Genomic DNA, 26,186 nt, shown 5'->3' on the forward strand with positions numbered 1-26,186 from the left:
AGCGCTCAGCGCACGGTGACCGGCGCGGGCAGCGGCGGCACGACCGTCGGCTGGGTGCCGGGGACCGGGCCGGCCTGAGCCGCGACGGATGCAGCTCCCGGCGTCGGCGCAGCGGAGGCGGTCGCCGTTCCCGGCGGCGGGCCACCCGGCAGCACCACCACGCGGGTGCCGACCTTGACGCGATCGAACAGGTCGGAGACGTCCTCGTTCAGCATGCCGATGCAGCCGGAGGAGACGAACTTGCCGATCGTCGAGGGCTGGTTGGTGCCGTGGATGCGGTAGACGGTCGAGCCGAGATACATCGCGCGGGCGCCAAGCGGATTGCCCGGGCCGCCGGCCATGAAGCGCGGCAGGTAGGGCTGACGCTCGATCATCTCGGTCGGCGGATGCCAATCCGGCCACTCGGCCTTGCGAGTGATCTTCTGTACGCCGGTCCAGGTGAAGCCGTCGCGGCCGACGCGGACCCCGTAGCGGATCGCACGGCCGCCTCCGAGCACGTAATAGAGATAGGTATTAGACGTATCGACCACGAGCGTGCCGGCCGGCTCCTTGGTCTGGAACGCAACCTCCTGGCGGCGCAGGTTCGGCGGCAGCTGCACCGGCGCAGCATCGGGCTGCTCCTCGGGCGGTAGCGCGGCCAATGTCATCGGCCGGCCGTCGGCGCCGACGGGCGGCTGGGCGGCATCGACCGTTCCAGTCGCGGCGGGACCACCGACCGCCTCGGGCGGACGCAGGCCGTCATTGGCGGGCGCCTGCTGCCCCGGACGATTGGCATAAATCACCGGCGGCGGACCGGCGGGCCGGCCGTAGCGCGGATCGTCGGGCGACATCACGGGCCCCTGGGGCGCCGCCGAATAGACCGGCGGAGCGCCAGCCGGACGACCATAACGGGGATCATCCGGCGACATCACCGGCCCCTGCGGGGCGGCCGAATAGACCGGGGGCACGCCGACCGGGCGACCGTAGCGCGGATCGTCGACTGGGCCGGGCGGCGGCAGCGAGGCCTGCGGCATCGCGTCGTCGTCTTCGTCCAGTGCGTCGAAATTCGGCGTGCGGTCACCGGGCCGATATTCGGCCGGGGCGCCATAGCTCGGCGCCTGCTGGACCGGATAGCTCTGAGCCTGAGCGAGCGAGGTTCCCGCCGCAGCGACTGTTGCGGCAGCGCATATCGTCAGAAAGTGTTTGATCATCATCGCTCTTGTATAGTCCCGAAGCCCGATCGGACCGTTAACGGCCAGATGACGGAAGATAGCGGCACATTCAAGACATATCAGGCCTATTTGCGCCGGATTTGCCGATTTGTGATCCGCAAGACCACCGTTGCCCCGTTGCATCACGGGGCTGAAATCGTATTGCGCCATCAATTGCCGCGTTATTCGACCGCGATTTTAACGGAACGGCGCAGGATCGTTGCGATATGGTCGAATCAGCCTGATTCGCCACCTTTCCGAGCTTCGATCCCGCGTGGCGAACGCGGCAATCAGTACCGTCACCGCGTTCAGATGGCTCTTTGGCCCTGGCCACCTCGCCGCCGGGGCGGAAATTCGCAATCGCTCGATGCTTCCCGGCTTTCGCTTCCTGTTTGCCGCGATCCTGTTGTCAACCTCCATCCTGGTGTTCGGCCTAGGAGCCGCCGCGCTGCTGCGGGCGACCCATCAGCAATATGTCAGCAACCCCTCCTGGCGGAATGGCCCGCAGGAGCAGGTGTTTGCGCAAGTGCCCGAACCGGCTCAGCCGGTGCTCGCGGTGTTGCGAGCGGAGCCGGAGATCGCGCCCGCCCCCGCACCGTCGCTGCGCGACCGGGTGCCGACGATCGGGCTGCCGGCGAGCGGGCCCGAACAGGTGGCCGCGCTGACGGCCGAGGCAGATCCGGAGCCGCAGGTCACTGGAGCCGCGCCTCCGGTTCCTGAGCCGGCCAAGCCCGAGACGATGACGGAAGCTGAAGCGCCAGCCCCCACCGACACGCTCACTCCCGCCGACACCACGGCCTCGATCCCCGAGGCCAAGCCGGACTTTGCGCCTGCCGCCAGCGAGCCGGCGCAGGTTGATCCCGGTGCCGCGCTCGCCTCCTCGGCGGTTGATGTCGTCTCGGCGAAGGTGGCCGCGCTGAACGATCCCGCAACCTCAGCCGTGAAGGACGCGCCGGCGAAGGCCAAGGCCGAGAGCAAAAAAGCGGACGGCAGCGCATCCGATAGCAAGGCGACCAAGCGCAAGGCGAAGGCGAAGAAGCAGCCCCGCGTGGTGCGGCGTCCGCCGCCTCAGCAGTTGCAGCAGCAGCTGGATCCGTTTGGACAGCCGCAGCCGGCTTTCGCGACAACAACGACCGCGCGCACGCGCTGACGCTTCACCGCCACGATCTCACGCCGGCCCCGTCGCGATCGGCGGGCCGCCGGCCTGGCCCCATTCCGACCACGAGCCGTCATAGAGCGCGGTGTCAGTGATGCCGAGCCGATAGAGCGCGAGCGTCAGCACGCCGGCCGATACGCCCGAGCCGCAGCTGGTCACGATCGGTACGTCGAGCCTGACGCCGGCGCCCGTGAAGGCAGCGCGGAGGTCCTCGAGCGGCTTCATCTCGCCGGTCGCGGCATCGAACAGGAGATTGTAGGGCACGTTGCGCGCGCCGGGGATGTGTCCGGAGCGGATACCCGGCCGCGGCTCGGGCGCGCGGCCCTCGAAACGGTCGGCGGCGCGCGCATCGATCACCTGCTCGGCACGGCTTTCGACATTGGCGATCAGCTGCTGCATGCTGCGCACGCGGTTTGAATCATAGCTGGCCTTGAACGTCGCAGGCTTCGGCTTGACCTCGCCGCTCTCGACGGGGCGGCCCTCGGCACGCCACTTCTTCAGGCCGCCATTGAGGATGCGCACATTGCCGTGGCCGTAGGACAGGAACATCCACCAGGCACGTGGCGCGGCGACCCAGCCGCCGGCATCGTAGAGCACGACGGTATCGGCATTGGAAATGCCGAGATGGCCGACGTCGCGGCCGAACTGCTCGGCGCTCGGAAACATGTGCGGCAGCGGGTTGGAATGATCCGACACCGCATCGACGTCGAAGAACACCGCACCCGGCAGATGCGCGGCGAGATAGTCGTCCTTCGGCAGCGGCAAGACGCCCGGCAGCTTGAAGCTGGCGTCGAGGATCTTGACGTTGGCGTCGCCCCTGTGGGCGGCGAGCCATTCGGTGGAGACGAGGGGGTCGGTGGCCATTGATGCTTCCTTGTGGTCATTCCGGGGCGCCCGCAGGGCGAACCCGGAATCCATCGTGCGGCTGAGTCAGTGGATGAATGGATTCCGGGTTCGCGCTACGCGCGCCCCGGAATGACGGATGGAGAGAGCGAGGCTCACCCCTTCTTCTTCGGCTCCCATTTCTCCGTCGGACCGCCGGCATCGCGCCAGGCGGCGTAGCCGCCGGCGATGTGGGCGACGGGCTTGAGGCCCATGTCCTGCGCGGTCTTGGCCGCGAGCGCGGAGCGCAGGCCGCCGGCGCAGTGGAAGACGAATTTCTTGTCCTCCTGGAAGATCGGCTTGGCGTACGGGCTCTGCGGATCGATCCAGAATTCGAGCATGCCCCGCGTGCAGGCGAAAGCGCCGGGGATGCGGCCGTCGCGCTCGATCTCGCGGGGGTCGCGGATGTCGACGATGACGACATCGCCGTTCTTGGAGATCTCGATGGCGTCCTTGGCGGTGAGAGTCTCGATCTCGGCATTGGCCTCGTCGATCAGCGCCTTGATGCCGCGGGTGATGGTCTGGGGCATATATCTCTCCCTCCTGTCATTCCGGGGCGCGCGTAGCGCGAACCCGGAATCCATTTCTCTACACGCGCTGCCGCCCGATGGATTCCGGGCTCTCGCTTCGCGAGCCCCGGAATGACGACGGGAGCTAGTGCGTCAATTCCTTCATCGCGCTCTCCAGCCCCTCGATGGTGATCGGGTACATGCGGTTGGCGAAGATGCGTTTGATGATGGTGGTCGATTCCGAATAGTCCCAGTGCTTCTGCTGCACCGGGTTCAGCCACACGCTGTGCGGATAGGTGCGGATGATGCGGTCGAGCCAGACCGAGCCGGGCTCCTCGTTGACGTGCTCGACCGAGCCGCCGGGCACCATGATCTCGTAAGGCGACATCGAGGCGTCGCCGACGAACACGACCTTGTAGTCGTGCGGGTATTTGTGCAGCACGTCCCAGGTCGGCGTGCGGTCGGTGAAGCGGCGCTTGTTCTGCTTCCACACGCCTTCATAGAGGCAGTTGTGGAAGTAGAAATACTCCATGTGCTTGAACTCGCTCTTCGCCGCCGAGAACAGCTCCTCGACCTGCTCGATATGCGCGTCCATCGAGCCGCCGATGTCGAAGAACACCAGCAGCTTCACCGCATTGCGCCGTTCGGGGCGCATGTGCACGTCGAGATAGCCGTGATTGGCGGTCTCGCGGATCGTGGTGTCGAGATCGAGCTCGTCGGGCGCGCCGGTGCGCGCGAACTTGCGCAGGCGCCGCAGCGCCACCTTGATGTTGCGGATGCCGAGCTCGACATTGCCGTCGAGATCCTTGAACTCGCGCTTGTCCCACACCTTCACGGCGCGGTTGTTCCGGTTCTTCTCCTGGCCGATGCGGACGCCTTCGGGATTGTAGCCATGGGCGCCGAACGGCGATGTGCCGGCGGTGCCGATCCATTTCGAGCCGTCCTGGTGCCGGCCCTTCTGCTCCTCGAGGCGCTTCTTCAGCGTCTCCATGAGCTTGTCCCAGCCCATGGCCTCGATCTGCTTCTTCTCTTCTTCCGTCAGGTACTTCTCGGCGAGCTTCTTCAGCCACTCCTCGGGGATCTCCGCCTTGTCCATGGCGTCGAGCAGGCTCTCCAGCCCCTTGAACACCGTGCCGAAGACGCGGTCGAACTTGTCGAGATTGCGCTCGTCCTTCACCAGGGAGGCCCGCGACAAATAGTAGAAATTCTCGACCGTGTAGTCCGCGAGGTCAGCGTCGAGCGCCTCCATCAGCGTGAGGTATTCGCGCAGCGTCACGGGGACCTGCGCGTCGCGCAGAGAGGTGAAGAATTGCAGGAACATGACTGGCAGATTGCCCGTCGGGTGGCGAACGTCAAGGGGCGCTGGTTCACCTCTCCCATCGGGAGAGGTGAAGCACGCGCGTCGGCGAACCAATTCAACGTGGACCCGACGCCTTTTTGCTCTAGAATTGCCCTTCTCACGGGGTTGTTTTGGGGACGTTCGCAATGGGAATTCTCGCAGCGCTCATCATTGGCGCGATCGCAGGCTGGCTCGCGGGCAAGATTGTCCACGGGGCGGGATTTGGGCTGGTCGGCAACATCGTCGTCGGCATCATCGGCGCACTGGTTGCGGGCTGGGTGCTGCCCCAGCTGCACATCCAGCTCGCCACCGGCACGGTCGGCGCCATCGTGGACGCCACGATCGGCGCGGTGATTGTGCTGGTCATCCTTTCGCTGATAAAACGGGTCTGAAAGCCTGACCGAACCAGGAACGGCCGCCATGCGCGGCCGTTCGCTTGTCGTGACCAAGGCATTGCCTCACGACGACGACCAACAAGGACGCGCGATGAAATTTACCGGCACCAAGGACTATGTTGCGACCGACGATCTCAAGGTCGCCGTCAATGCCTCGATCGTGCTCGAGCGCCCGCTCCTGGTGAAGGGCGAGCCCGGCACCGGCAAGACGGTGCTGGCGGAGGAAGTGGCGAAGGCGCTGAACGCGCCGCTGCTCACCTGGCACATCAAGTCCACCACCAAGGCGCAGCAGGGCCTCTACGAATACGACGCGGTGTCGCGCCTGCGCGACAGCCAGCTCGGCGATGCCCGCGTGTCCGACATCAAGAACTACATCAAGCGCGGCAAGCTGTGGGAGGCTTTCACCGCCGAGCAGCGCCCGGTGCTGCTGATCGACGAGATCGACAAGGCCGACATCGAATTCCCCAACGACCTCCTGCTCGAGCTCGACCGCATGGAATTCCACGTCTACGAGACCGGCGAGACGATCAAGGCCAAGCAGCGCCCGATCATGATGATCACCTCCAACAACGAGAAGGAGCTGCCGGACGCCTTCCTGCGCCGCTGCTTCTTCCACTACATCAAGTTCCCCGACGCCGACACGATGGGCCGCATCGTCGACGTCCACTTCCCCGGCATCAAGAAGCGCCTGGTCGAAGAGGCGCTGCGCATCTTCTTCGAGGTGCGCGAGGTGCCCGGCCTGAAGAAGAAGCCCTCCACCTCGGAGCTTCTGGACTGGCTCAAGCTGCTGCTCAACGAGGACATGAGCGCCGAGCAGCTGCGCGAGCGCGACCCGCGCAAGCTGATCCCGCCGCTGCACGGCGCGCTGCTCAAGAACGAGCAGGACGTGCATTTGTTCGAGCGGCTGGCGTTTTTGAGCAGAAGGGAAGTGTAGGCTCGGGCTCACTTGCGATAGCGCTCCGCTGTCGCTCCAAACATTGGTGTCATTCCCCGCGAAGGCGGGGAATCCAGTACGCTGCAGCCTCTCGGCTCCATCACAGCCGCCTCTGGAATACTGGATCGCCCGGTCAAGCCGGGCGATGACAGTGAGAGTGTGCCACGCGCCTGCTTCCACATCGTCATTGCGAGCGCAGCGACTTGTCCGCCGAAGCCTTGGCGAAGGCGGAAGCAATCCAGAATCTTTCCATTGAGACAGTCTGGATTGCTTCGCTGCGCTCGCAATGACGGAGCAAGGGGCAACGGCGTCGTTCTCCGACTCGCATCTTGATTGCAGACACACCTTCGCAGCCTCGCGGCGCATTCCGCCCGAGCTTTGCTCCATTCCATCGCCCCAAAAGAAAGAGGGCGCAGGGAAGGCCGGGTGCTGACCCAGCACCCGCGGTCTGCTGCGCGAATGTAGCGCAGAGAAACCGCACAGCAGCATACAGGTGGTGCCAATCACTCGGCCTTCCCTGCGCGATGGTCGGACGGCTTATGCCGTGCTCTCCCGGGAGCCGAACTTTCCCTCTGGCCTCCCTCGCCCCGCGAATTGACGATGCCGTCTGCCCGGTTGGGCTCGCGCGCATCTCCGCAAAGACTTGACCGTAGCAACGACGGCCAGGACCACACGGTTTTGCCGTACGCAGCTCATCCGGTTTCGCCAAGAGGCTTCGCCGGACTTCAGCGCCGCTCGTCCGCACGAAGCCTCGGGCTCACAGGGACTACCCGCCCTGCCCGCGCCTCTCGTGCACGACGCTGCCGCGTCCACCGCAACCCGGCCCGCGTTTCGAACGACTCGCGAACCGCCCCTCTTCGTCGGGCCGGGCTGCTGCGATGTATGCCGCAATTCCGAATTTCGGTAAAGTGGAATATTTTTGCGAGGAGGGGTTGACGGGGTGCGGGGTGTTTTGCCCGACGGGCTGCGAAATGAACCAGCCCCTCCGCCTACATTCTCCCATTCGCAAAATCGAGATTTCGTCGCCCACTCTCCGGATCTCGTCCAAGCACCGTGATGCAACCTAACAAGTTTCCTGCTGCATCCCGGAAAGCGGCAACGCTGCTGCTCGGTCCGATGAACCTTGGATCGGGTCGCGCTCGCCGCAGTCGGACAAGGAGTCGATTAACTCGGCCATTCCATAGGTCTCGATACCTTTTTCCTCGCAGAGTCGTTGCCTGATCTGGTATGTCCGCAACAACTCGCCAGCTGTGGCGCTCGCACCACCGGTGTTGCCCGCGAATACAACCTGAGGATCATCAGCAACAGACAGTGCGACTGCGGCCCATTTCTGCGCATTCTGCTTCAAAGCATCCGACAGTCTGTTCTTCTCGTTCTTAACCTCCATCACGACACCTTCCGCTTCACCGCCTTGCGCAAGGTCTCGTCGATCCGCGACTGCCAGCCCGGTCCGGTCGACTTGAAATGCTCGACTACCTCGGGGCTGAGGCGCAGGGAGACCAATTTCTTGGTCGGCGCCTTGTTGGGTCCACGGCCCTTCCGGATGGTCGCGCTGAGATCGGGAAAGACTTCGGAGAACGGCCGAGCCTTGGCGAAATCCGCCTTCGTCAGCTCTGGATTGTCGCTGACATCGCGCAGATCCCTCTTGGTGTAACCCAACTTCTTTCTAGCGTTCGGCATAGAGTTTCCTTTCGCTACGACTTGCCGGTCGCATGCTGATGATGCTGACGCCTTCGCGTCCCAACCGGGCGAATACGACAACGATGATGCCACGGATGTTCGCGCCGATCGCGATCCAGCGCCTGCTCTTGTTGTGTGACGGAATGACCAGCGCGGTGTCGAAGAAGGTCTCGTCCAGATCGGCAAAATCCAGCCCGTGCTTGTCGAGGTTGGCGAGCCGCTTCGGTTCGTCCCAGACGATCTTCATTGATTTTACTGTAGCTACGATTTAGGCGAGCGTCAATATATTGTAGCTACGAAATAAGAGGCCGTACGGTAGGTTCGCGTCAGCGTAACCCACCTCTTTTCGTTTCCACATTGGCAGAAGCGGTCGGTTACGCCGACGGCCGCGCTTTGCGCAGCCGCTGGCTAACCTCACCCTACGAAAATCGTAGCCTCACGCCACCGCGGCGTCGGGAATCCTTGCGGCTTCCATCGGCTGCTTGCCGCGGATCAGGTCCGAGGCGCGGTCCGCGATCATCATCGTTGATGCATTCAGATTCGCCGAGATCATGCGCGGCATCACGGAGGCGTCGATGACGCGGAGGCCCTCCAACCCGTGGACGCGGAGGTGGTCGTCGACCACCGCCCAGGTGGAATCCGCAGGGCCCATGCGGCAGGTGCAACCGGGGTGGAAGGTGGTGGTGCCGCGCTCGGTGGCGGCGTGCAGGAATTCGTCGTCGGTGTTGACGTTGGGGCCGGGGAAATCCTCGTAGGCGTAATAGGGCGAGAGCGGCGCGCTCTTCAGGAGGCGCCGCGCCAGCTTCATGCCGCCGACGATGACGCGGCGGTCGAGCTCGGCGTCGAGATAATTGGTCTGGATAACAGGCGGCGCGAACGGATCGGATGAGCGGATGCGGACATAGCCGCGGCTCTCGGGGCGCTGCTGCCAGGACGCCACGGTCATGCCGGGCTCGTCCTCGAGCTGACCCTGCACGCCCTCTTTGTAGGACGCCGGCGTGAAGGTGAGCTGGAGGTCGGAGCTTTCGGCACTCTCGCCGGAATGCCAGAAGCAATAGACCATGGTCGGCGACAGCGAGAGCAGGCCCTTGCGCTGGGTCGCCCATTTCAGCGCCTCGATCCACAGCGAGAGCCCGCGGCGGAGTTCGTTGATGGTCTTGATGTCCTTGACCCGCGCCACCGTGCGCGGGGCGTAATGGTCCTGCAGGCCCTCGCCGACGGGGAGCGCGTGACGCACCGCGATGCCGTGCTGCTGCAACAGATCCGGCGAGCCGATGCCCGAGAGCTGTAAAAGCTGCGGCGAATTATAGCTGCCGCCGGAGAGGATCACCTCCTTGTTGGCGCGCACCTCGACAGGATGACCGCCGCGGCCGCCCTTCATGTAGCGCACGCCGACGGCGCGCTTGCCTTCAAAAATGATCTCGGTCGCGTGCGCATGGGTGTGCACATGCACGTTCGGCCGCTTCATCGCCGGCTTGAGGAACGCGGTCGCGGCCGAAACGCGCAGGCCGTTGTTGATGGTGCGCTGGCAGTAGGAAACGCCTTCCTGCGTCTTGCCGTTGTAATCGGGGTTGCGGGAAATGCCGAGCGAGACCGCGCCCTCCATGAAGGCCTCGCAGAGCGGGTCACGCCAGTCCATGGTGGTGACCGTGAGGCTGCCGTCGCGGCCGCGATAGAGCGCCTCACCCTCACCGACCCGCTTCTCCAGCCGCCGGAAGTACGGCAGCACGTCGGCATAGCCCCAGCCGCGATTGCCCATCTGCGCCCAGGTGTCGAAATCCATGCGCTGGCCGCGGTTGTAGATGTGGCCGTTGATGGAGGACGAACCGCCGAGCGTCTTGCCGCGCGGCGCGTAGATGCTGCGCCCGCCGGTCCAGGGCCCCGGCTCCTGCTGATAGGCCCAGTTGATGCTCTTCATGTGGAAGGTCTTGATGAAGCCCGCCGGCAAATGGATGTAGGGGTGCCAATCCCTGGGGCCCGCCTCGAGCACGCAGACGCTGGTGTTGGGATCTTCGCTCAGCCGGTTGGCGAGCACGCAACCGGCGGAGCCCGCGCCGACGATCACATAGTCAAATCTGTCCATGGTGCCTCGACCGCCCCTAGCGCGGCTTGTCGTTGAGTTGAAACTCGAGATGCGCCTGCACCGTCGGCCATTCGGCGGCGGTGATGCTGTAGACCACGGTATCGCGCAGCGTGCCGTTCGGCGCGACCTGGTGGCTGCGCAGGATGCCGTCCTGCTTGGCGCCGAGACGCTCGATGGCGCGGCGGCTCTGGTGGTTGAAGAAATGCGTGCGGAACTCGACCGCGATGCAGTCCAGCGTCTCGAAGGCGTGGCGCAGCAGCAGCAATTTGCACTGCGTGTTGAGCGGGCCGCGCTGCGCGCCCTTTGCGTACCAGGTCGAGCCGATCTCGACGCGGCGGTTGGCGGCATCGATGTTCATGTAGGTGGTCATGCCGACGATCCTGCCGCCGGCGTCGAACACGGTGAAAGGCAGCATCGAGCCCGCGGACTGCAGGCCGAGGCGGCGGTCGATCTCCTTCGCCATGCCCTCAGGCGTCGGGACCGCAGTGTACCAGAGCTTGAATAGTTCGCCGTCCCTGACGGCCTCGACCAGCCCCTCGCGATGATCATGCGACAGCGGCTCGAGACGGGCGTGCTGTCCGCGCAGGGTAATGGGATCGGGCCAGGGCATTTGAGGTTATCTCCAAGAAATCGACTGATCGTTATTCCGGGGCGACGCGAAGCGGCGAGCCCGGAATCCATAACCACGAGCCGGGGTTATGGATTCCGGGCCTGCGTGCTTGCGCACGCATCCCGGAATGACGGGAGAATTTGTACAGCACGTTCAGAATGCCGGCTCAACACATTCTCACTTGTTCAAGAAATTCAACGGCAAACCGCCGCGCGGCCAATCCATGGCGATCAGCTCGCCCTTGCCGGACAGGGTGATGTAGGCGGTCTTCAGCTCGGGGCCGCCGAAGGCGATGTTGGTGGTGACGCGGTCGCCGGTCGGCACCTGCTCGACCAGGGTGCCGTCGGGCGCGATCACCGAGATGCAGCCGGAGACCAAGGTGGCGACGCAGACATTCCCGCTCGCCTCCACCGCGAGCGAATCGAACATCTGGTAACCGCCGAGGCCGCAGATCGGTTTTCCCCGCTCGCCGCGATAGATCACATCGCGCGGCTTGAGCGTGCCCGGCGCGGAGAGCTCATAGGCCCAGAGCCGCCCCGTCGGCGTCTCCGCGATATAGACGGTGTTCTCGTCCGGCGACAGCCCGATGCCGTTGGCCGGCAGGATCCCGTGCACGACCTCCACGATCTCGCTCATGCCGGGCTTGAGGTAATACATGCCGCCGACGTCCATCTCGCGCGCGCGGCGCTTGCCGAGATCGGAGAACCAGAGGCCGCCCTGCCTGTCGAAGACGAGGTCGTTCGGCCCGCGCAGATCGTGCGCGCCGCATTTGCTCACGACGGTCTCGACCTTGCCGGTTTGCAGATCGACACGCTGGATCGAGCCACCGAGATAATCGTCCGGCTGCGGACCCGGCATGATCATGTTGCGGGTCGGGATCCAGGAGAAGCCGCCATTGTTGCAGATGTACATCTTGCCGTCGGGGCCGAGCGCTGCGCCGTTCGGACCGCCCGGAATCCTGGCGACGATCTCCTTGCGGCCATCAGGGTAAACGCGGGTCAGGCGCTGGCCGCGAATCTCCACCAGCACCACCGAGCCATCCGGCATCACGACCGGCCCTTCGGGAAATTCGAGGTCGGTGGCGAGAACGCGAACGTTGGACATGTGGGACCCTCCCGGCTGCTTGTTATGACTTGCACGGGATGTCCGGCACGGGCCCCATACGCAAGATTTGCCCGCGGTTATGACAAAGTCGCCAAGGCTTGCCAAGCAAGCGGGACGGTATGCCAGCGTTGCGCGCTACTCTCGCACTGGTAGCCAGATTTCAAAGCCGCCATCGCCAGTCGCAGGGTCGAATGTCTCGTCGTAGCGCTCGAAGCTCGGCGCATCCGCGGCTTTCAGACCGGACATGGGCAGCCACTGATTCCAGATCGTGTTCACGGTACGCCGGATCGAAGCGACGTGCTCGGTATGCGTGAACACGGCATAGCGCTGCTCGGGAATGCGGATGCGGCCGAAGCGGCGCGGCAGGTCGGAGAAATCGGCGACCTCGACCCCGGCGATGTAGTCGAAATTGCCGGCGTCATCGCCGTTGCAGCAGACGCCGTAGGCGACTTGAATTTTTCCTTGGCCGACCCGCGCGGGGATGTCGGCGACCTCCTGATTGAAGCGGTGCCACAGGCCGGGGATCATGGCGCCGTTGTCGCAGGAGATGCGCTCGGCGGGGCCGGCGACCAGGAAGGCCTTTGCCGTCTCGAAACGCGGTGGGGCAAGATGGTCGAGCATGGTGGAGTTCATGAGGATCGGCTCCTGAAGCTTGAGGTGACTCACGCACGTTGCCGCCCTCACCGCTTCGGGCGTGGTGCCGAAAAGGTCGCGGAACGCGCGGGTGAAGGCTTCGTGCGAGCCGTAGTCCGCCTCCAGCGCCAGCGACAGGATGTCGGGTGCGCCCTTTGCCAGACTGCGCGCCGCCTCCGTCAGCCGCCGCGCGCGCACGTACCGCATCACCGGAAAGCCGGTGGCTGCGGCGAACGCACGCACGATGTGGAACCGCGACACGCCCGAGATCGCCGCGATCTCGTCGAGCGTCATCGGCTCGGCCAGATGGCTCTCGATATACCAGAGCGCGCGCTGGGCTGGATTCATGGCGGTTCAGGCTCTCGTTCGAAGCGCGGCGATGATGCGCCGGTCCCTGCCGCTCTGCTTGATCGGCATTGCTGTCCTTCGCATGAGGATAGCCCGGCAATCGTCACTGGCAACGCCGCGGCGTTCGTGGCTACACTCGTTGAAACCGCTCATGAGAAAGAGGAACCGGGTCATGGAAATCACCGATGTGCGGGCGCACCATATCCGCATCCCCTATGACGCCGGTGTCGCAAGCTTCCGCCAGGGTGCTTCCGCCATTTCCGCGCTCGACATGGTCCTCGTCGAGGTCACGACCGATTCCGGGCTGACCGGCTGGGGCGATGCCTTCGCCTATGTCTGCCCGCGCACCACGCGCAGCGCCGTCGAGGAGATGATCGCGCCGCAGGCCCGCGGGTTGAAGGTGCCCGATGCTGCCGGCATTCCCGCAGCGATGGAACAGATCCAGCGCAATCTGCATCTGTTCGGCCGCTACGGCATCACCATGTTCGCGATCTCCGGGCTGGATATCGCATTGTGGGACCTGGCTGCGAAGGTCAAGGGCGTGCCGGTGCATCGCCTGCTGGGCGAGATCAGGCGCACGGCCATTCCGGCTTACGCGAGCCTCTTGCGGATCGGCTCGCCCGACAACATTGCCGCCGAATGCAGGAAGGCGCTCGCGCTCGGCTATGGCGCGATCAAGCTGCACGAGACCACGGCGCCGGCAGTGTTCGCCGCGCGCGAGGCGATCGGGCCAGCCATTCCGCTGATGGTCGACATGAACTGCCCCCTGACGGGCGAGCAGGCGATCGCGTTTGCGAAAACATGCCGGGAGGCGCAGCCGATGTTTCTGGAGGAGCCGGTCTGGCCGCCGGAAGACTTCGCCACGCTTGCCGACGTCCGCAGCAAGGGCGGGCTCGGCATTGCCGCCGGCGAAAATGCCTGCACCGAATATCAATTCCGCCAGATGATGGAGGCGGGCGCGGTCAGCCACGCCCAGCCCTCGGTCATCAAGGTCGGAGGCATCACGGAATTCCTGAAGGTCGCGACGCTGGCCGATCGGCTCGGCGTCAAGATCGTCCCGCACTCCCCTTATTTCGGCCCCGGCCTGCTGGCGACGCTGCATCTGCTCGCGACGCGCGACGAGGGGCTGGTCGAGATGTTCTATCTCAAGCGCGAGGCCTGCCTCTGGGGCGGACGCGCCGATGTCGATGCCACCGGCCATGTCGCGGTGCCGACAGGCCCCGGGCTCGGCTACGAGCCTGACCGTGCCGTGATGGAGCGCTATCGCGTCGCGTGAACGGCGCACTTATTTCGCGGCGTCCTTGGGCGGCGGGGCGTCCTGCTTCTTCTTCATATCCTCGGCGGTCTTCGCCTGCGCGGCCTGAAGCTCGCCGAGCGTCTTCTGCAAGCCGGCGAGGCTCGACTTCAGCGCGTCGATCTGGCGATTGGCGGCATCCAGCTTCTGCTGGTGATCGAGGGCGAGCTTGGCGATCGTCTTCTGCAGGAAATCGACATTGCTCTGCAGGCAGCTGGTGCGCCGCTCCATGGTCTTCTCGACGGTGCAGATCTCGATGCCGGGCACGTCCTGCGCGTGCACCGCCAGAGGCGCCAGCGCTGCGAGCAGCAACATCGCGAAACAAATGCCGGCGTTTCGAAGCAGCATGCAGGTTCCTCGTCCAATCGATCACGGCAATTTGCGCTGTTTGCGCGCCGCAGCGTGACGCTACCACACTCGTACCGCATTCTCGCGTTGAGCTTGCGTCAGTTCCCTGGGATGGGGAACGATGATCCGCACGCGGAGGAAGTGGGCGCTCTTTCCGCGGCTTTGTTTAGGGGAGATTTTTGGAATGGCAACGCGCGACAGACGTTTGGCGGAGTTCGACGGAGCCGGAGAACCACCGCCGGGCCTGCCACTCGAAGTGCTCTGCGAAGATCACAGCGGAACATATCAACTGCCGTTCGCCTGCCGCTACGTCGAGGGACGCTGGCAGAACCACGAGGTTGGCATCGCGGTCGAAGCAACCGTCATCGGCTGGCGCCTGCCGCGCGTGAAGCAGCGCGGGGCCGCCTGAGAGCGGTTTCTGTTTCAAAATGCGACGGCGCCGCGCTCCGCTTTAACTTTCGGAACGCGGCCCGAACGAATCACGTCCGAATCAGCCGAAAGGCCGTGTACGCAGCTGTTCACGGCTAGATGTCGATACGGCGCTGCGGGCGCGCACAATATCTGCGCAGCACGCGGGATGGGCTCGGCCTGCCACCGACGCCAAAGGTTAATCGCGGCAAAGGCATCGCTGTGAGGCCGCCGCGAAAGGGCTCCGCCCCCGAAACAGGCAGGGCGGCCCAGCACCTGCCTAATATTCGACCTCGAGCTCCTCGATCTCGGCGGGCTCCTCCCGCGCCGCCGCGATCCATTCCTGCATCTCCGGCATGGCCATGATGGTATCGGCATAGGCCTTCAGGCGCGGCTCGAGCTTGACGTCATAGGTCACAAAGCGTGTCACCACCGGGGCGTACATCGCATCCGCCATGGTGCGCCGCGCGCCGAACAGGAAGGGGCCGCCCGATTTCTCCAGGCAGTCGCGCCAGATGAACGAGACGCGGTCGATGTCGGCCTGCGCCCGCGACCATATCTTGAAGCCGGGAAAGTGTCCCTTCAGGTTGACCGGCAGCGAGGCGCGCAGCGTGGTGAAGCCGGAATGGATTTCGCCTGAAATCGAGCGGCAATGGGCGCGCTGGATGCGGTCGGCCGGCAACAGGCCGGCGTCCGGCATCAGTTCGGCGAGATATTCGGCGATCGCCAGTGTATCCCAGACCACGGCGCCCTCGTGCCGCAGGCACGGCACCAGGATCGAGGACGACAGCAGCAAGATCTCGGCGCGTGCCGACGCATCGTCCGGCGCGGTGACGATCTCCTCGAAATCGAGCCCGGAGAATTTCGTCAGCAGCCAGCCACGCAGCGACCAGGACGAGTAGTTCTTGCTGCTGATGGTCAGTGTCGCCTTCGCCATATGGCCTCTTCCCTGGTCCCGACTTCAGCCCGGACGTGCCCGTGGCCTGAACTTTCCATGGGTCTGAGCAGCAAGCGACGTGCCAATTCTGCGGCGGCGCGACCGCCGTCTGGCGTCCTTATTGCATAGCAGCACGGGACGGGGTGGGCGTTTCAGCATGATGTCGATGTTTTATCAGGCCTTTCAAAACCACATGGACTTGACGGCGCCATGGCGCGCGGGGGCTTCGTCAGCGCTCAAATTCCTCAACCTGGTGCCGCAGGGCATGTCGGATCAGGTCGTGGGCCGGCTGTCGGCCGCGCTGGAGCTGATCTCGCGCTGAGCTATGGCTGATTTTGGGTGACGCGGCCTGATCAGGCGGCGTGGCTTTCAGTGTTCGGAATGACTTCGATTCCGTCGATGAACTTTACACCGGCGATGACTTTCGGCAACTGGTTCGTGCTCTTCAATCGCCGCCAGGTCTTCGATGCGGCGTCGATGAGCTTGAACACCATCAGCTTCGCAGTTTGTTGCGACAGCGATCCCTTGGTCCGCACCGTTCGGTGGCGCACCGTGGCGAAGACGCTCTCGATCGGGTTCGAGCTGCGTAGGTGGATCCAGTGCTCAGCAGGGAAGTCGAAGAAGGCGAGCAGCGCATGGCGATCCTTGATCAGGCACTCCACCGCACGTCCGTATTTGACGTGGTATTTCTCGACGAAGACGTCGATCGCGGTTTCAGCTTCGGCCCGGTGTGGGGCCAGATAGATGTTCCGCAGGTCGTTCTTCATGGGGCCCTGCACGGATTTGGCGACCTTGTCGAGTACGTTGCTCACTTTATGGCACCAGCATCGTTGGTGCCGCGTGCCGGGAAAGGCCTCGTCCAGTGCCTTCCAGAAGCCGAGGGCGCCGTCGCCGATGGCGAGTTGCGGGGCAATCCGTAACCCGCGTTGCCGCAGGTCGATCAGGAGTTCGCGCCAGCTCTGCGCGCTCTCGCGCACGCCGACCTGGAAGCCGATCAGCTCCTTCTTGCCTTCCGGCGTGGTGCCAATCAGCACCAGCATGCATTCGCTGTGATCTTCCATGCGGGCCTGCAGGTACACGCCATCGGCCCAGATGTAGACATAGCGACGCGCCGACAGATCGCGTCTCTGCCAGCGTTCGTACTCGACCTGCCAATCGGCCTTCAGGCCGGCGATCACCGAAGGCGACAGGTTCGGCGCATCCTTGCCGAGCAGCGCCGAGAGCGCCTCCTGGAAGTCGCCGGTCGAGATGCCGCGCAAATAGAGGACCGGGATCAAGGCATCCAGGCTCTTCGTCCGCCGCGCCCATAGCGGCAGGATTGCCGAACTGAAGCGGAGGCGGTCGCCTGGCCCGCTCGCTCCGCGGTCGCGGACCTTGGGACGAGCGACCTCCACCGGACCGATGCCGGTCGCAATCTCGCGCACCGGACCGTGCCCATGTCGGACCAGGCGCGCTCGACCGTCGGGCAGCGTCAGATTGGCCGTGCTGGCCAGAAACGCGCCAACCTCGATCTCGATCGCCCTGGCAAGCAGGTCCCGCGCGCCGGCACGAACGATATCGGTCAGTGGATCATCAACCGCGGACGGCTGACGGAAAGCAAGAACATTGGTAGTCTCGGTCATGGCGTATCGCTCTCCTCGAGAGGTTCTGGCAGGCTCGTCACCCGCCTCGATACGCCGCCTTCCTCACACCGTCATCACCCAGATTCCGCCATAGCTCTCTCGCGCTCCACCCTCACCTATGCCCGGCCGGCCTACGGTATCGACAGCGTCATGGTAGGCAACCGCGAGATCGCCGTCACCGAGGAGATCGCCTACGCGACGCCATTCGGCTCGCTGCTGCATTTCCGCAAGCACGGCGTCGGCGAGCAGCCGCGCATGCTGCTGGTGGCGCCGATGTCCGGCCACTTCGCCACGCTCCTGCGCGGCACCGTGAAGACGCTGCTCCAGGACCACGACGTCTACATCACCGACTGGCACAATCCGCGCGACATTCCGCGCAGCGAGGGCCGCTTCGGGCTCGACGACTACACCGAGCACCTGATCGATTTCCTCGGACAGCTCGGTCCGCGCCCGCACATGGTGGCGATCTGCCAGCCGTCCGTCTCGGCGCTCGCGGCCGCCGCGATCATGTGCGAGGACAATCACCCCTCGCGCCCGGCGACGCTGACGCTGATGGCCGGGCCGATCGACACCCGCATCCAGCCGACCAGGGTCAACGAGTTCGCCAAGAGCAAGCCGATCGAGTGGTTCGAGCAGAACCTGATCAACTACGTGCCGATGCAATGCCGCGGCGCCTTGCGCAAGGTCTATCCGGGCTTCGTGCAGCTCACGGCCTTCGTCTCGATGAATCTCGAGCGTCACATCAAGCAGCACATGGATCTCGCCAACCACATCGCCAAGGGCGAGAAGGAGAAGGCGGCGACCATCAAGACCTTCTACGACGAATATTTCGCGGTGATGGACCTGCCGGCTGAGTTCTACATCGAGACGGTGCGCGACGTGTTCCAGGAGCACCTCCTGCCGCAGGGCAAGCTGATGCATCGCGGCCGCCCGGTGAACACCAAAGCCGTCAGCCGCATGGGCCTGATGACGGTCGAGGGCGAGAAGGACGACATCTGCTCGATCGGCCAGACCCTCGCCGCCCAGGACCTCTGCACCGGCGTACGCGCCTATCGGCGCGTCCACCACATGCAGGCCGGCGTCGGCCATTACGGCGTGTTCTCTGGCAAGCGCTGGAACAACGAGATCTATCCGCTGCTACGCGATTTCGTGCACGTCAATTCGTGACCGTCATCTCTGCCCAAACGACTGTCGGCCAGGGGCAACGGCACGTGCCTCATGCTCTTGCCTGAGCAGCTCTTTCGCTTCCACGAATTCCGGAAGATTTCGTTCCGCCTCGAATTCAGCGAGTACGGGAGCGAGCACTTCGGATATCGCACCCGCTCGGCCATTTGTCTTGTACAGGCGTGCAAGTTCAAGGGCGCTGCGTAGCTCGAAAGTCCTGACCTGCTGGCGTCGCGCGATGTCCAGCGCTCGCTTGAGGGCGTCTTCGGAACTGGATTCGTCCGAAGGGTCATGGCGCGACAAAAGTTTACCGCGGACACGATGCAGCTCGGCATCAAGCCAATGCTGGCCGGATTGTCCCGTCCCGGCGATCAATTCGTCCAGGATTTCCAGCCCGGTCTCGACTTCGCCTACCTCTGCATTCGCCAGGGCAACATGCATCCCCCAGAACGGTTCGCAGAGGTAGCAATCGTTCTCGTGCAGGAAGGTCCAGCCGTGACGCATGTCCGCCAGTCCGGCCATTCGGTCGCCGGCACGCCACTTGGCGAGGCCGTTCAGGTAGGTGCCCGCGGCCACGTACAGCGGCATCGTGTGGTCGCGCGCGAGACCGAGCGCCAGGATCGTCTCTGTTTGCTGCAACATGCCGCCGCATACCCCGTCGAACACAGCGCGATGAACCAGCGCATTGGCCTGGGACAGCGCCCGCTTTTCTCCCGGAGCACCCACCGCTTCCGCGGCGAGCTTACGCGCACGAGCGATGCTACCGAGCGGCCAGAGCACCAGCGCAAGAAATCTCATGATCACGAACGGCAGATCCAGCGCAGAAGCCCTGAAGGTCGCGGGATCCGGTTCGGCACCATAGATCGCCAGCGCTTGCTCGAGATGCGTTCTCGCATTCAAGTAATCGCCCTCGAACCAGCAGGTGACGCCGCCCGTCCAACGGGCGACGACGGCGGCAACCGGCGAGTCCGGTCGTCGGTCAGCGGCGCTCCTGATGGCATCCGCCAGCTCCCGCATCGGAGCGAGTTCGCCGTGGGTCAGGCAGGCATTGAAGAGCCCCGAATGCACCGGCGCAAGTTCAACGGGATCATCGATGCCCGCTGCGAACTGGCGCGCACGCGTCCATGCCGCGACCGTTTCGGGAGCGCTGTGGCCGAGGCTGCCCCGCAAGGCACGGCCATATGCGATTTGAAGATGCAGCCTGCTCATCATCCGGCGGGGCTCGTCAGGCAACTGATCGGCGGTCGCAACGGCCTTGCCGAGATGCGCGATCGCCTCGGAATAGGCAGAGCGCTTCAGCGCCTGCTGGCCCGCCTTGTGCCACCATTCGAGGGCGACCTCGTTCAGCCCCGCTTCAGTGAAGTGGTGGGCGAGAACCTCCGGCTCGGTCTCGGCGACGACTGGAAACTTCTCGCGCAGGACATCGCCAATTCGCGTGTGAAGCAGGTGCCGTTTGCTCTTGAGCAGGCTCTCGTAGGCCGCTTCCTGAACAAGGGCGTGCTTGAAACTATAGTTAGCTTCGGGCGGCGCCCCGCGGCGAAGCAGCAGTTCGGCCTCTTCGAGCTGTCCCAGCGCATTGCTCAGCGTCAGATCATCGCGTCCCGCCACGTATTTCAGCAGCGCGTATGAGAAGTCGCGGCCGATGGCGGCGCCGATCTGCGCCACCTCCTTGACTGGAGCGAGCCGGTCGAGCCGCGCCATCAGCGAGTCTTGCAGCGTGGCGGGAATAGCAAGCGGCGGAAGCGGACTATTCAGGCGATAGCGCCCGGCATCCTCGACGAGCAGGCCGGACTCCAGCACCATCTTGGTCAACTCCTCGACGAATAGCGGGACGCCATCCGTCTTGTCGATGATCTGCTTCATCATCTCGCGTGGCAGCTGGCGACCGACGACCACCTGTTCGACCAGCGCGCGCGTGTCCTGCCGATCGAGCCGGTCGAGCCGCAACAGACCGACGTTGGCAAGGCCCGACCAGGAAGGCTCGAACTCCGGCCGGGATGTCATGAGCACGAGTATCGGCAGTGCCCTGATCCGATCGACCGCGAGATCGAACAGTTCAAGCGTCGTGGCATCGGCCCAATGCAAATCCTCGCAGATGATCAGCAGAGGCTGATCTCGCGCCAACCCCTCGAGCTGATCGAGCAGGGCGGCAAATGTCTGTCGCCGCTGCTGCGCCGCGCTCAAGCCAAGGGGCGGGCAATGGTCGCCGGTTGGAATCGAAAGCAGCGCCGCAATGAGCGGTGTTGCCCGGGCGACCTGCTGGGTTCCAAGCGCCAGCATTGCCTCGAGCTTACCGAGCTTTTGTTCTGGCGTGTCGTGCGAGCGGATTCCGGCGGCGCGCTCGAGCTGCGCGACAAAGGGATGAAGCGCACTGTTGGTGTGGTAAGGCGAACACTGATATCGCACCCGACGGTGTGTCCCCAACGAAGGGCTTTCGGACAGCGTTGCGACAATGCGCGACTTGCCGATGCCCGCTTCGCCGGAAATCAATACGATCTGGCCCTGGCCCTGCCATGCCTCACGCTGGCGCGCGAGAATGAATTCGATCTCGTCCTTGCGGCCGACAAAGCCGATCGAGTGCGCGGCCCGGACCGCCTCGAAGCGACTCTCGGATGCGGTCGCTCCTTCCACCGCCCACACCGCGATGGGTTCGCCTATTCCCCTGACTTCGCGGCGGCCGAGATTGCGAAAGGTGAAGAGATCCCCAAGCAGCCGGCGCGTCGACGACGCAACGACGACCACCCCCGGTTCAGCCAGGCTTTGGAGCCGAGCAGCGAGGTTTGGCGTATCGCCGACGGTTGCGTGCTCCTCCGACGCATCACCGCTGATGAGATCGCCAACCACCACAAGCCCGGTCGCAATTGCGATCCGCAGCTCAACCCGTTCGCCGGCGCCCGTCTTGAGCTGGCGAATCGCGGAGATAATGTCGAGGCCCGCCCGCACTGCGCGTTCCGCATCATCTTCGTGGGCGCGCGGATATCCGAAATAGACGAGTATCCCGTCACCGACGAACCTGGCTATCCTGCCGTCATAAGCGGCAATGACGTGCGCGCATGCGGCGCGATAGGCCCGGATCACTTCCCACATGTCCTCGGGATCGAGACGCGCCGAGAGCGCAGTCGAGCCGACCAGATCGCAAAACATAACGGTGAGGTGGCGCCGCTCGGCGTCACGAGGAGGAGCCGGCGACGCGATCAACGCGGCTGGATCGAGGTCGACAATGGCACGCAGCATTTTGCGGCGATGACCGAGGAGGACTCCGAGCTTGTCAAAGTCCTCGTCCATCAGTTCGGGGAGGACGCCCACGTCGATACCATTTTGGACAAAACGCTCCGCGTATTGCCCAAGCCCCAGCTTCTCGAGCCACTCCGCGATCTGCATGGCACCACCGATGTTGTGGCTGGCAGTTAGCAGAATCTTGGACCACGACCGCGCGGGGACAATATCCCAACGCCACTATGATGGCACGCCTTGTTTGCTCTGCGAAAATTTAGGTTACACGATACCGATAAGGTTTCGGCCGGGACACTGCTCGAAGCGAACGGCTGCGCTACCAAACATCGCTGGCACGCAGCGTTGGACGGCAGAGGTTGCGATGAGTCGTCACGACTCACTCCAGACCAGAAGCCGAACCGACACTGCGGCCCTCGCTCACATACGATGCCAAGCGGACGTTTTTCCGCGAGCGCACTTCCTTCATTGCTCGTTCGTGGACGCTTCGTGGCTGCGAGCCATCGTGCCCGCCGCAACCTGAAGCGAAGAACCAACCACCCAACAGCCGGCGACAAAGCCTATCAGGCCGTTGGGCAGATTTTGATCAAGGACAAGGATGCTGACCGACAGAGTTGCGGCAATGGCCGCGCCGAACGTTCCGGCCGCACTCATGATCTCGGCCGACTCGGAGCCGGTCCATTCTTCCGAGATGCTCGATGTCGGCTTCCGTGCGACATTGCCAGATAAATCAATTCCTATATAACAACTAATAGCTCCATAGAGCATTGTCAGGAGCACAATCCAGCCGCTTTCAAACAGTCCGCCTTTCTCACGCAACAGGGTTGCACCGACATAGAGGCCGCAAGAGGCCCCAACGGCCGCCAGCCCAATCCTTTCAAGGATATGGGCCGACTTGATCAGACTGGAACGGGCGATCCGAAAACTGCCGACGTGCCTTTTGAGAGAGAATGCGTTGGAAATTGCGCTGCTAATCTTCATTGGGGGGCTCCTTCTGAGTAATTGGCGGCCTACTGGCTGACCCCAAATAGAAGCTGCCTGGACGCGTTTCTCGATGCCCTCGATTCCAATTTCTGAAAAATGTGTGCTGAGTGATGGGGCTGGCTTGCTCGTGAGCAAGACGAGGAGCCAATCCAAAGCTGCGAGCACGCGGCTGCGCAGGCATTGCATCTCACCCGCGTCGTCAATTAAGTCCGGGTGCGGCAATTTCTTGCGGGAGTGGTAGTTCAGAAAGAGAGTGATGGAGTATGAAGCGGTTCACATACCGCTGTTTCCTGTCGCTCCATCCGGTCACGATTTCCGGAGGACGCATGAAGCACGCAGTCAGGCTGACCACTCCTCGCCCCAGACCTGGACGACGTGGCCCGGCGACACTTCGCGATACTGCCGCAGCGGAGGCTGATAATCCGGCGCGCGCACCGGGCTTCTGATCTCGTCGTTCGAGGCCTCACGCCGGACACCGCGACGCGACGGATCGGGCACCGGCACGGCTGCCATCAGCTTCTTCGTATAAGGATGCTGCGGATCGCCGAACACCGCGGCGCGCGGGCCGATCTCGACGATCTCGCCGAGATACATCACCGCGACGCGATGGCTCATGCGCTCGACCACCGCGATGTCGTGGGAGATGAAGAGATAAGCGAGGCCCATGCTGGCCTGGAGGTCGAGCATCAGATTGACGACCTGCGCCTTGACCGAGACGTCGAGCGCGGAGACGGCTTCGTCCGCGACGATCAGCTTCGGCCCGAGCGCCAGCGCACGCGCGATGCAGATGCGCTGGCGCTGGCCGCCGGAGAACTCATGCGGGAAGCGCGCCGCCATGTCGGCGGTCAGGCCGACGCGGACGAGCAGGTCGGCGACCTTGTCGCGGGCCTGCGCAGCCGTGGCAAGGCCGTTGGCGAGCAGCGGAGCCGCGATCGCCGTTCCCACCGACATGCGCGGATTGAGGCTCGCGAACGGGTCCTGAAACACGATCTGCATCTGCTTGCGAAAATCGCGTAAAGCTCGGCCGTTCATGGACAGCACGTTCTCGCCGTCGACCAGGACCGTCCCGCTGTCCGGCTCGAGTAGCCTCAGGATCGAGCGGCCCGTGGTCGACTTGCCGCAGCCGGATTCGCCGACCAGCGCCAGCGTCTCGCCGGCGCGCAAGGTGAAGGAGACGTTCTCGACCGCGTGAACACAGCCCGAGACTTTTCCAAACAGGCCCGAGCGGATCGGAAAGCGCGTGGTGAGGCCTGAGACTTCAAGCAGCGGCCGCTCGGCCGTCGAGACCGTATCGGGCGTCTCGATCGGCTCGTCCGACGTGCCCGTCACCTTGTCGACGATGGGAAAACGCATCGGCCGCGGGCGTCCGTCCATCGAGCCGAGCCGCGGCACGGCGGCGAGCAGAGCGCGCGTATAGGGATGCGAGGGCGCGGCAAAGATGCGCGAGGTGGCATCCGTCTCCACCGCCTGCCCGCCATACATCACCACGGTCCGATCAGCGATCTCGGCGACGACACCCATGTCGTGGGTGATGAAGAGGATCGACATCCCCTCCTCCTGCTGCAGCTCCTTCAACAGCTCGAGGATCTGGGCCTGGATGGTGACGTCGAGCGCGGTGGTCGGCTCGTCCGCGATCAATAGCCTCGGCCTGCACGCCAGCGCCATCGCGATCATCACGCGCTGGCGCATGCCGCCGGAGAAACGATGCGGATGCTCGTGGAAGCGGGATTTCGCTGCGGGGATGCGGACGCGATCGAGCAGGCGGATGGTTTCCGCCTCGGCGGCTGCGCGCGACAGGCCGCGATGCTGGATCAACGCCTCCGCGATCTGGAAGCCGATGGTGAGCACCGGATTGAGGCTCGTCATCGGCTCCTGGAAGATCATGGCGACGTCGTTGCCGCGAATGCTGGTCATGCTCGCCTCGGGCAGCGCGAGCAGGTCGTGGCCGGCCAACATAACGCGGCCCTCGACGCGACCGATCTCCTGCGGAATCAGCCGCATGATCGAGAGCGCGGTGACGCTCTTGCCCGAGCCGGACTCGCCGACGATCGCCACGGTCTCGCGCGGCGCGATTTCGAACGAGACGTTGCGGACGACGGGTATCCATCGCCGTTCGAGCATGAAGGAGGTGGTGAGGCCGGAGACCGAGAGCACGGGAGACTGTGCGTTGGCGGCGATTTGGTCTGATCTGGTTGCGCCGATGCTCATGCGAGGCCCCCACCGCCTGCCGCGAAGAAGGTGGGCCCCCTCCCCCGCTTGCGGGGGAGGGTTGGGGAGAGGGTGTCGCCGCAGGCGAGAACCCCCAAGAGGAGAGAGCCCTCACCCGGCGCTGCGCGCCGACCTCTCCCGCAAGCGGGAGAGGTAAACTGCGCCCGTAGCTGCACCAACGTTCCCATCGTCATCGCACCTCAATATCCACGCGTGCGGTCAACCAGCCCCGGCAGCTCCTCGCCGCGGCGGTGACGGGCGATGACGTCGAGCACGAAATCGACCGCCGTATCCGGCGTCGTCATGCTGGCATTGTGCGGCGTCAGCAGGATGCGCGGATGGCTCCAGAACGGATGTCCTGCAGGCAGCGGCTCGGGATCGGTGACGTCGAGCACCGCGCCGGACAGTGCACCGCTGTCGAGCGCCGCGAGGAAATCGGCCTCGACGAGATGCGGGCCACGGCCGACATTCACGAGCCCCGCCCCGCGCGGCAGGCGCGCAAACAGGTCGGCATTGAGAATGCCGCGCGTGTGATCCGTCAGCGGCAGCAGGCAGACGAGAATGTCGGCCTGCGCCAGAAACTCCGGCAAAGTATCCGCGCCTGCGTAACAGGTGACGCCTTCGATCTCGCGCCGCGAACGATTCCAGCCCGATAGCGGAAAGCTGAACGTCTTGAGACGTTCGAGCACGGCCTGGCCGAGCTGGCCTAGTCCCATCACGCCGACACGCCGCCGCTTCGCCGGCGTGATGCGGATCTCGCGCCAGACCTGCCGCTTCTGCTGGTTGATGAAATCCAGGAGATCGCGATGCAGTGCGAGCACGGCCATGGTGACGTATTCGACCATGGTCTCGGCGATGCCGGGCTCCAGCATGCGGACCAGCGGAATATGCGCTGGAACTTTCGTGGTATCGAATTGATCGACGCCCGCGCCGACCGAGAAGACCAGCTCGAGATTGGGAAAGGTCGTCGCGATGTCGTCCGGCGGCACCCACGTCACCAGATGGCGGACGTCGGCGGGATTGCCGATGTCGGGCCAGAGCCGGAACGGCACGTCGGGCGCGCGCTCCGCGAAGAAGCGCGCCCATTCGGCACCGCGAACCATGTTGGCCTTGTAGAGAACCGTCAT

Annotated in this window: 24 protein-coding genes and 1 pseudogene; 7 read left to right on the forward strand and 18 right to left on the reverse strand. The window is 64.4% G+C overall.

All coding sequences use genetic code 11. The features are described from left to right. Positions 1-5 precede the first annotated feature (5 nt). The gene (locus tag ABIF91_RS04725) at positions 6-1,190 is read right to left on the reverse strand and encodes a L,D-transpeptidase family protein (RefSeq protein ID WP_035672106.1); all 1,185 of its coding nucleotides are present in this window, start codon (positions 1,188-1,190) and stop codon (positions 6-8) included. A gap of 367 nt (positions 1,191-1,557) precedes the next feature. On the opposite strand from ABIF91_RS04725, the gene ABIF91_RS04730 reads away from it, so the two are divergent. After that, positions 1,558-2,340, forward strand: a complete 783-nt coding sequence (locus tag ABIF91_RS04730; protein ID WP_050995215.1) for a hypothetical protein — start codon at positions 1,558-1,560, stop codon at positions 2,338-2,340. Between the two features lie 18 nt (positions 2,341-2,358). Here ABIF91_RS04730 and sseA read toward each other — a convergent pair whose 3' ends face one another. The 3 genes from sseA to ABIF91_RS04745 all read right to left on the reverse strand — a co-directional run bounded on the left by sseA (position 2,359) and on the right by ABIF91_RS04745 (position 5,058). Continuing rightward, positions 2,359-3,210, reverse strand: a complete 852-nt coding sequence (gene sseA, locus ABIF91_RS04735; RefSeq protein ID WP_028179895.1) for a 3-mercaptopyruvate sulfurtransferase — start codon at positions 3,208-3,210, stop codon at positions 2,359-2,361. A gap of 134 nt (positions 3,211-3,344) precedes the next feature. Continuing rightward, positions 3,345-3,758 (reverse strand): rhodanese-like domain-containing protein, encoded by a 414-nt coding sequence (locus tag ABIF91_RS04740; protein WP_028179894.1) that lies wholly within the window; start codon positions 3,756-3,758, stop codon positions 3,345-3,347. Between the two features lie 124 nt (positions 3,759-3,882). After that, on the reverse strand, positions 3,883-5,058 hold the full coding sequence (locus ABIF91_RS04745; protein ID WP_035672096.1) for a vWA domain-containing protein: 1,176 nt from the start codon (positions 5,056-5,058) through the stop codon (positions 3,883-3,885). Positions 5,059-5,222: 164 nt separating this feature from the next. Here ABIF91_RS04745 and ABIF91_RS04750 point away from each other — a divergent pair, with 164 nt between their 5' ends. Together ABIF91_RS04750 and ABIF91_RS04755 are read left to right on the forward strand one after the other, a co-directional pair. Then, positions 5,223-5,468 (forward strand): GlsB/YeaQ/YmgE family stress response membrane protein, encoded by a 246-nt coding sequence (locus ABIF91_RS04750; RefSeq protein WP_028179892.1) that lies wholly within the window; start codon positions 5,223-5,225, stop codon positions 5,466-5,468. A gap of 94 nt (positions 5,469-5,562) precedes the next feature. Next, positions 5,563-6,405 (forward strand): AAA family ATPase, encoded by an 843-nt coding sequence (locus ABIF91_RS04755; RefSeq protein ID WP_024339458.1) that lies wholly within the window; start codon positions 5,563-5,565, stop codon positions 6,403-6,405. Positions 6,406-7,468: 1,063 nt separating this feature from the next. Here the strand turns inward: ABIF91_RS04755 and ABIF91_RS04760 are convergent. From ABIF91_RS04760 to ABIF91_RS04790, 7 genes are all read right to left on the reverse strand, one after another. Beyond that, a complete protein-coding gene (locus ABIF91_RS04760) occupies positions 7,469-7,792 on the reverse strand; it encodes a hypothetical protein (RefSeq protein WP_028179891.1) in 324 nt (107 codons plus the stop codon). Beyond that, positions 7,792-8,085 carry a BrnA antitoxin family protein gene (locus ABIF91_RS04765; RefSeq protein ID WP_028179890.1) on the reverse strand — a complete coding sequence of 98 codons (294 nt, stop codon included), beginning with the start codon at positions 8,083-8,085 and terminating at the stop codon, positions 7,792-7,794. Before ABIF91_RS04765 ends, ABIF91_RS04760 begins: the two co-directional genes overlap by 1 nt. Continuing rightward, a complete protein-coding gene (locus ABIF91_RS04770; RefSeq protein WP_035672074.1) occupies positions 8,072-8,332 on the reverse strand; it encodes a BrnT family toxin in 261 nt (86 codons plus the stop codon). The genes ABIF91_RS04765 and ABIF91_RS04770 overlap by 14 nt, the downstream gene beginning before the upstream one ends. A 189-nt stretch (positions 8,333-8,521) precedes the next feature. Beyond that, a complete protein-coding gene (locus ABIF91_RS04775; protein ID WP_028179888.1) occupies positions 8,522-10,168 on the reverse strand; it encodes a GMC family oxidoreductase in 1,647 nt (548 codons plus the stop codon). Between the two features lie 16 nt (positions 10,169-10,184). Beyond that, a complete protein-coding gene (locus ABIF91_RS04780; RefSeq protein WP_028179887.1) occupies positions 10,185-10,778 on the reverse strand; it encodes a GNAT family N-acetyltransferase in 594 nt (197 codons plus the stop codon). Between the two features lie 177 nt (positions 10,779-10,955). Continuing rightward, positions 10,956-11,882, reverse strand: a complete 927-nt coding sequence (locus tag ABIF91_RS04785; RefSeq protein ID WP_028179886.1) for an SMP-30/gluconolactonase/LRE family protein — start codon at positions 11,880-11,882, stop codon at positions 10,956-10,958. A gap of 135 nt (positions 11,883-12,017) precedes the next feature. After that, positions 12,018-12,863: an AraC family transcriptional regulator gene (locus ABIF91_RS04790; RefSeq protein WP_028179885.1), complete on the reverse strand. Its 846-nt coding sequence runs from the start codon at positions 12,861-12,863 to the stop codon at positions 12,018-12,020. Positions 12,864-13,035: 172 nt separating this feature from the next. On the opposite strand from ABIF91_RS04790, the gene ABIF91_RS04795 reads away from it, so the two are divergent. After that, positions 13,036-14,139: a mandelate racemase/muconate lactonizing enzyme family protein gene (locus tag ABIF91_RS04795; protein ID WP_028179884.1), complete on the forward strand. Its 1,104-nt coding sequence runs from the start codon at positions 13,036-13,038 to the stop codon at positions 14,137-14,139. 9 nt (positions 14,140-14,148) lie between these two features. Here ABIF91_RS04795 and ABIF91_RS04800 read toward each other — a convergent pair whose 3' ends face one another. Continuing rightward, on the reverse strand, positions 14,149-14,505 hold the full coding sequence (locus tag ABIF91_RS04800; protein WP_028179883.1) for a hypothetical protein: 357 nt from the start codon (positions 14,503-14,505) through the stop codon (positions 14,149-14,151). A gap of 184 nt (positions 14,506-14,689) precedes the next feature. Here ABIF91_RS04800 and ABIF91_RS04805 point away from each other — a divergent pair, with 184 nt between their 5' ends. Beyond that, entirely contained in the window at positions 14,690-14,914 is a 225-nt protein-coding gene (locus ABIF91_RS04805) for a hypothetical protein (RefSeq protein ID WP_028179882.1), read from the forward strand. A gap of 279 nt (positions 14,915-15,193) precedes the next feature. On the opposite strand, the gene ABIF91_RS04810 is transcribed toward ABIF91_RS04805, so the two are convergent. Further along, positions 15,194-15,850 (reverse strand): glutathione S-transferase family protein, encoded by a 657-nt coding sequence (locus tag ABIF91_RS04810; protein WP_028179881.1) that lies wholly within the window; start codon positions 15,848-15,850, stop codon positions 15,194-15,196. Positions 15,851-16,007: 157 nt separating this feature from the next. Here ABIF91_RS04810 and ABIF91_RS04815 point away from each other — a divergent pair. After that, positions 16,008-16,169, forward strand: a pseudogene (locus ABIF91_RS04815) (polyhydroxyalkanoate depolymerase); the annotation flags it as partial. A gap of 34 nt (positions 16,170-16,203) precedes the next feature. On the opposite strand, the gene ABIF91_RS04820 reads toward ABIF91_RS04815, so the two are convergent. After that, a complete protein-coding gene (locus ABIF91_RS04820) occupies positions 16,204-17,472 on the reverse strand; it encodes an IS256 family transposase (RefSeq protein WP_038952271.1) in 1,269 nt (422 codons plus the stop codon). Here ABIF91_RS04820 and ABIF91_RS04825 point away from each other — a divergent pair. Further along, the gene (locus tag ABIF91_RS04825) at positions 17,455-18,639 is read left to right on the forward strand and encodes a polyhydroxyalkanoate depolymerase (RefSeq protein ID WP_424579081.1); all 1,185 of its coding nucleotides are present in this window, start codon (positions 17,455-17,457) and stop codon (positions 18,637-18,639) included. The genes ABIF91_RS04820 and ABIF91_RS04825 overlap by 18 nt on opposite strands. A gap of 3 nt (positions 18,640-18,642) precedes the next feature. On the opposite strand, the gene ABIF91_RS04830 is transcribed toward ABIF91_RS04825, so the two are convergent. The 4 genes from ABIF91_RS04830 to ABIF91_RS04845 all read right to left on the reverse strand — a co-directional run bounded on the left by ABIF91_RS04830 (position 18,643) and on the right by ABIF91_RS04845 (position 26,186). After that, entirely contained in the window at positions 18,643-22,017 is a 3,375-nt protein-coding gene (locus tag ABIF91_RS04830; protein ID WP_051393940.1) for an adenylate/guanylate cyclase domain-containing protein, read from the reverse strand. A 315-nt stretch (positions 22,018-22,332) separates the two neighbouring features. Then, positions 22,333-23,073 (reverse strand): hypothetical protein, encoded by a 741-nt coding sequence (locus ABIF91_RS04835; RefSeq protein ID WP_424578776.1) that lies wholly within the window; start codon positions 23,071-23,073, stop codon positions 22,333-22,335. A 117-nt stretch (positions 23,074-23,190) separates the two neighbouring features. Next, positions 23,191-25,059 (reverse strand): dipeptide ABC transporter ATP-binding protein, encoded by a 1,869-nt coding sequence (locus tag ABIF91_RS04840; RefSeq protein WP_424578777.1) that lies wholly within the window; start codon positions 25,057-25,059, stop codon positions 23,191-23,193. 200 nt (positions 25,060-25,259) lie between these two features. Then, positions 25,260-26,186 carry a 2-hydroxyacid dehydrogenase gene (locus ABIF91_RS04845; protein WP_028180329.1) on the reverse strand — a complete coding sequence of 309 codons (927 nt, stop codon included), beginning with the start codon at positions 26,184-26,186 and terminating at the stop codon, positions 25,260-25,262.

This window comes from Bradyrhizobium sp. USDA 241 (assembly GCF_049739505.1).
GTDB lineage: Bacteria > Pseudomonadota > Alphaproteobacteria > Rhizobiales > Xanthobacteraceae > Bradyrhizobium > Bradyrhizobium liaoningense.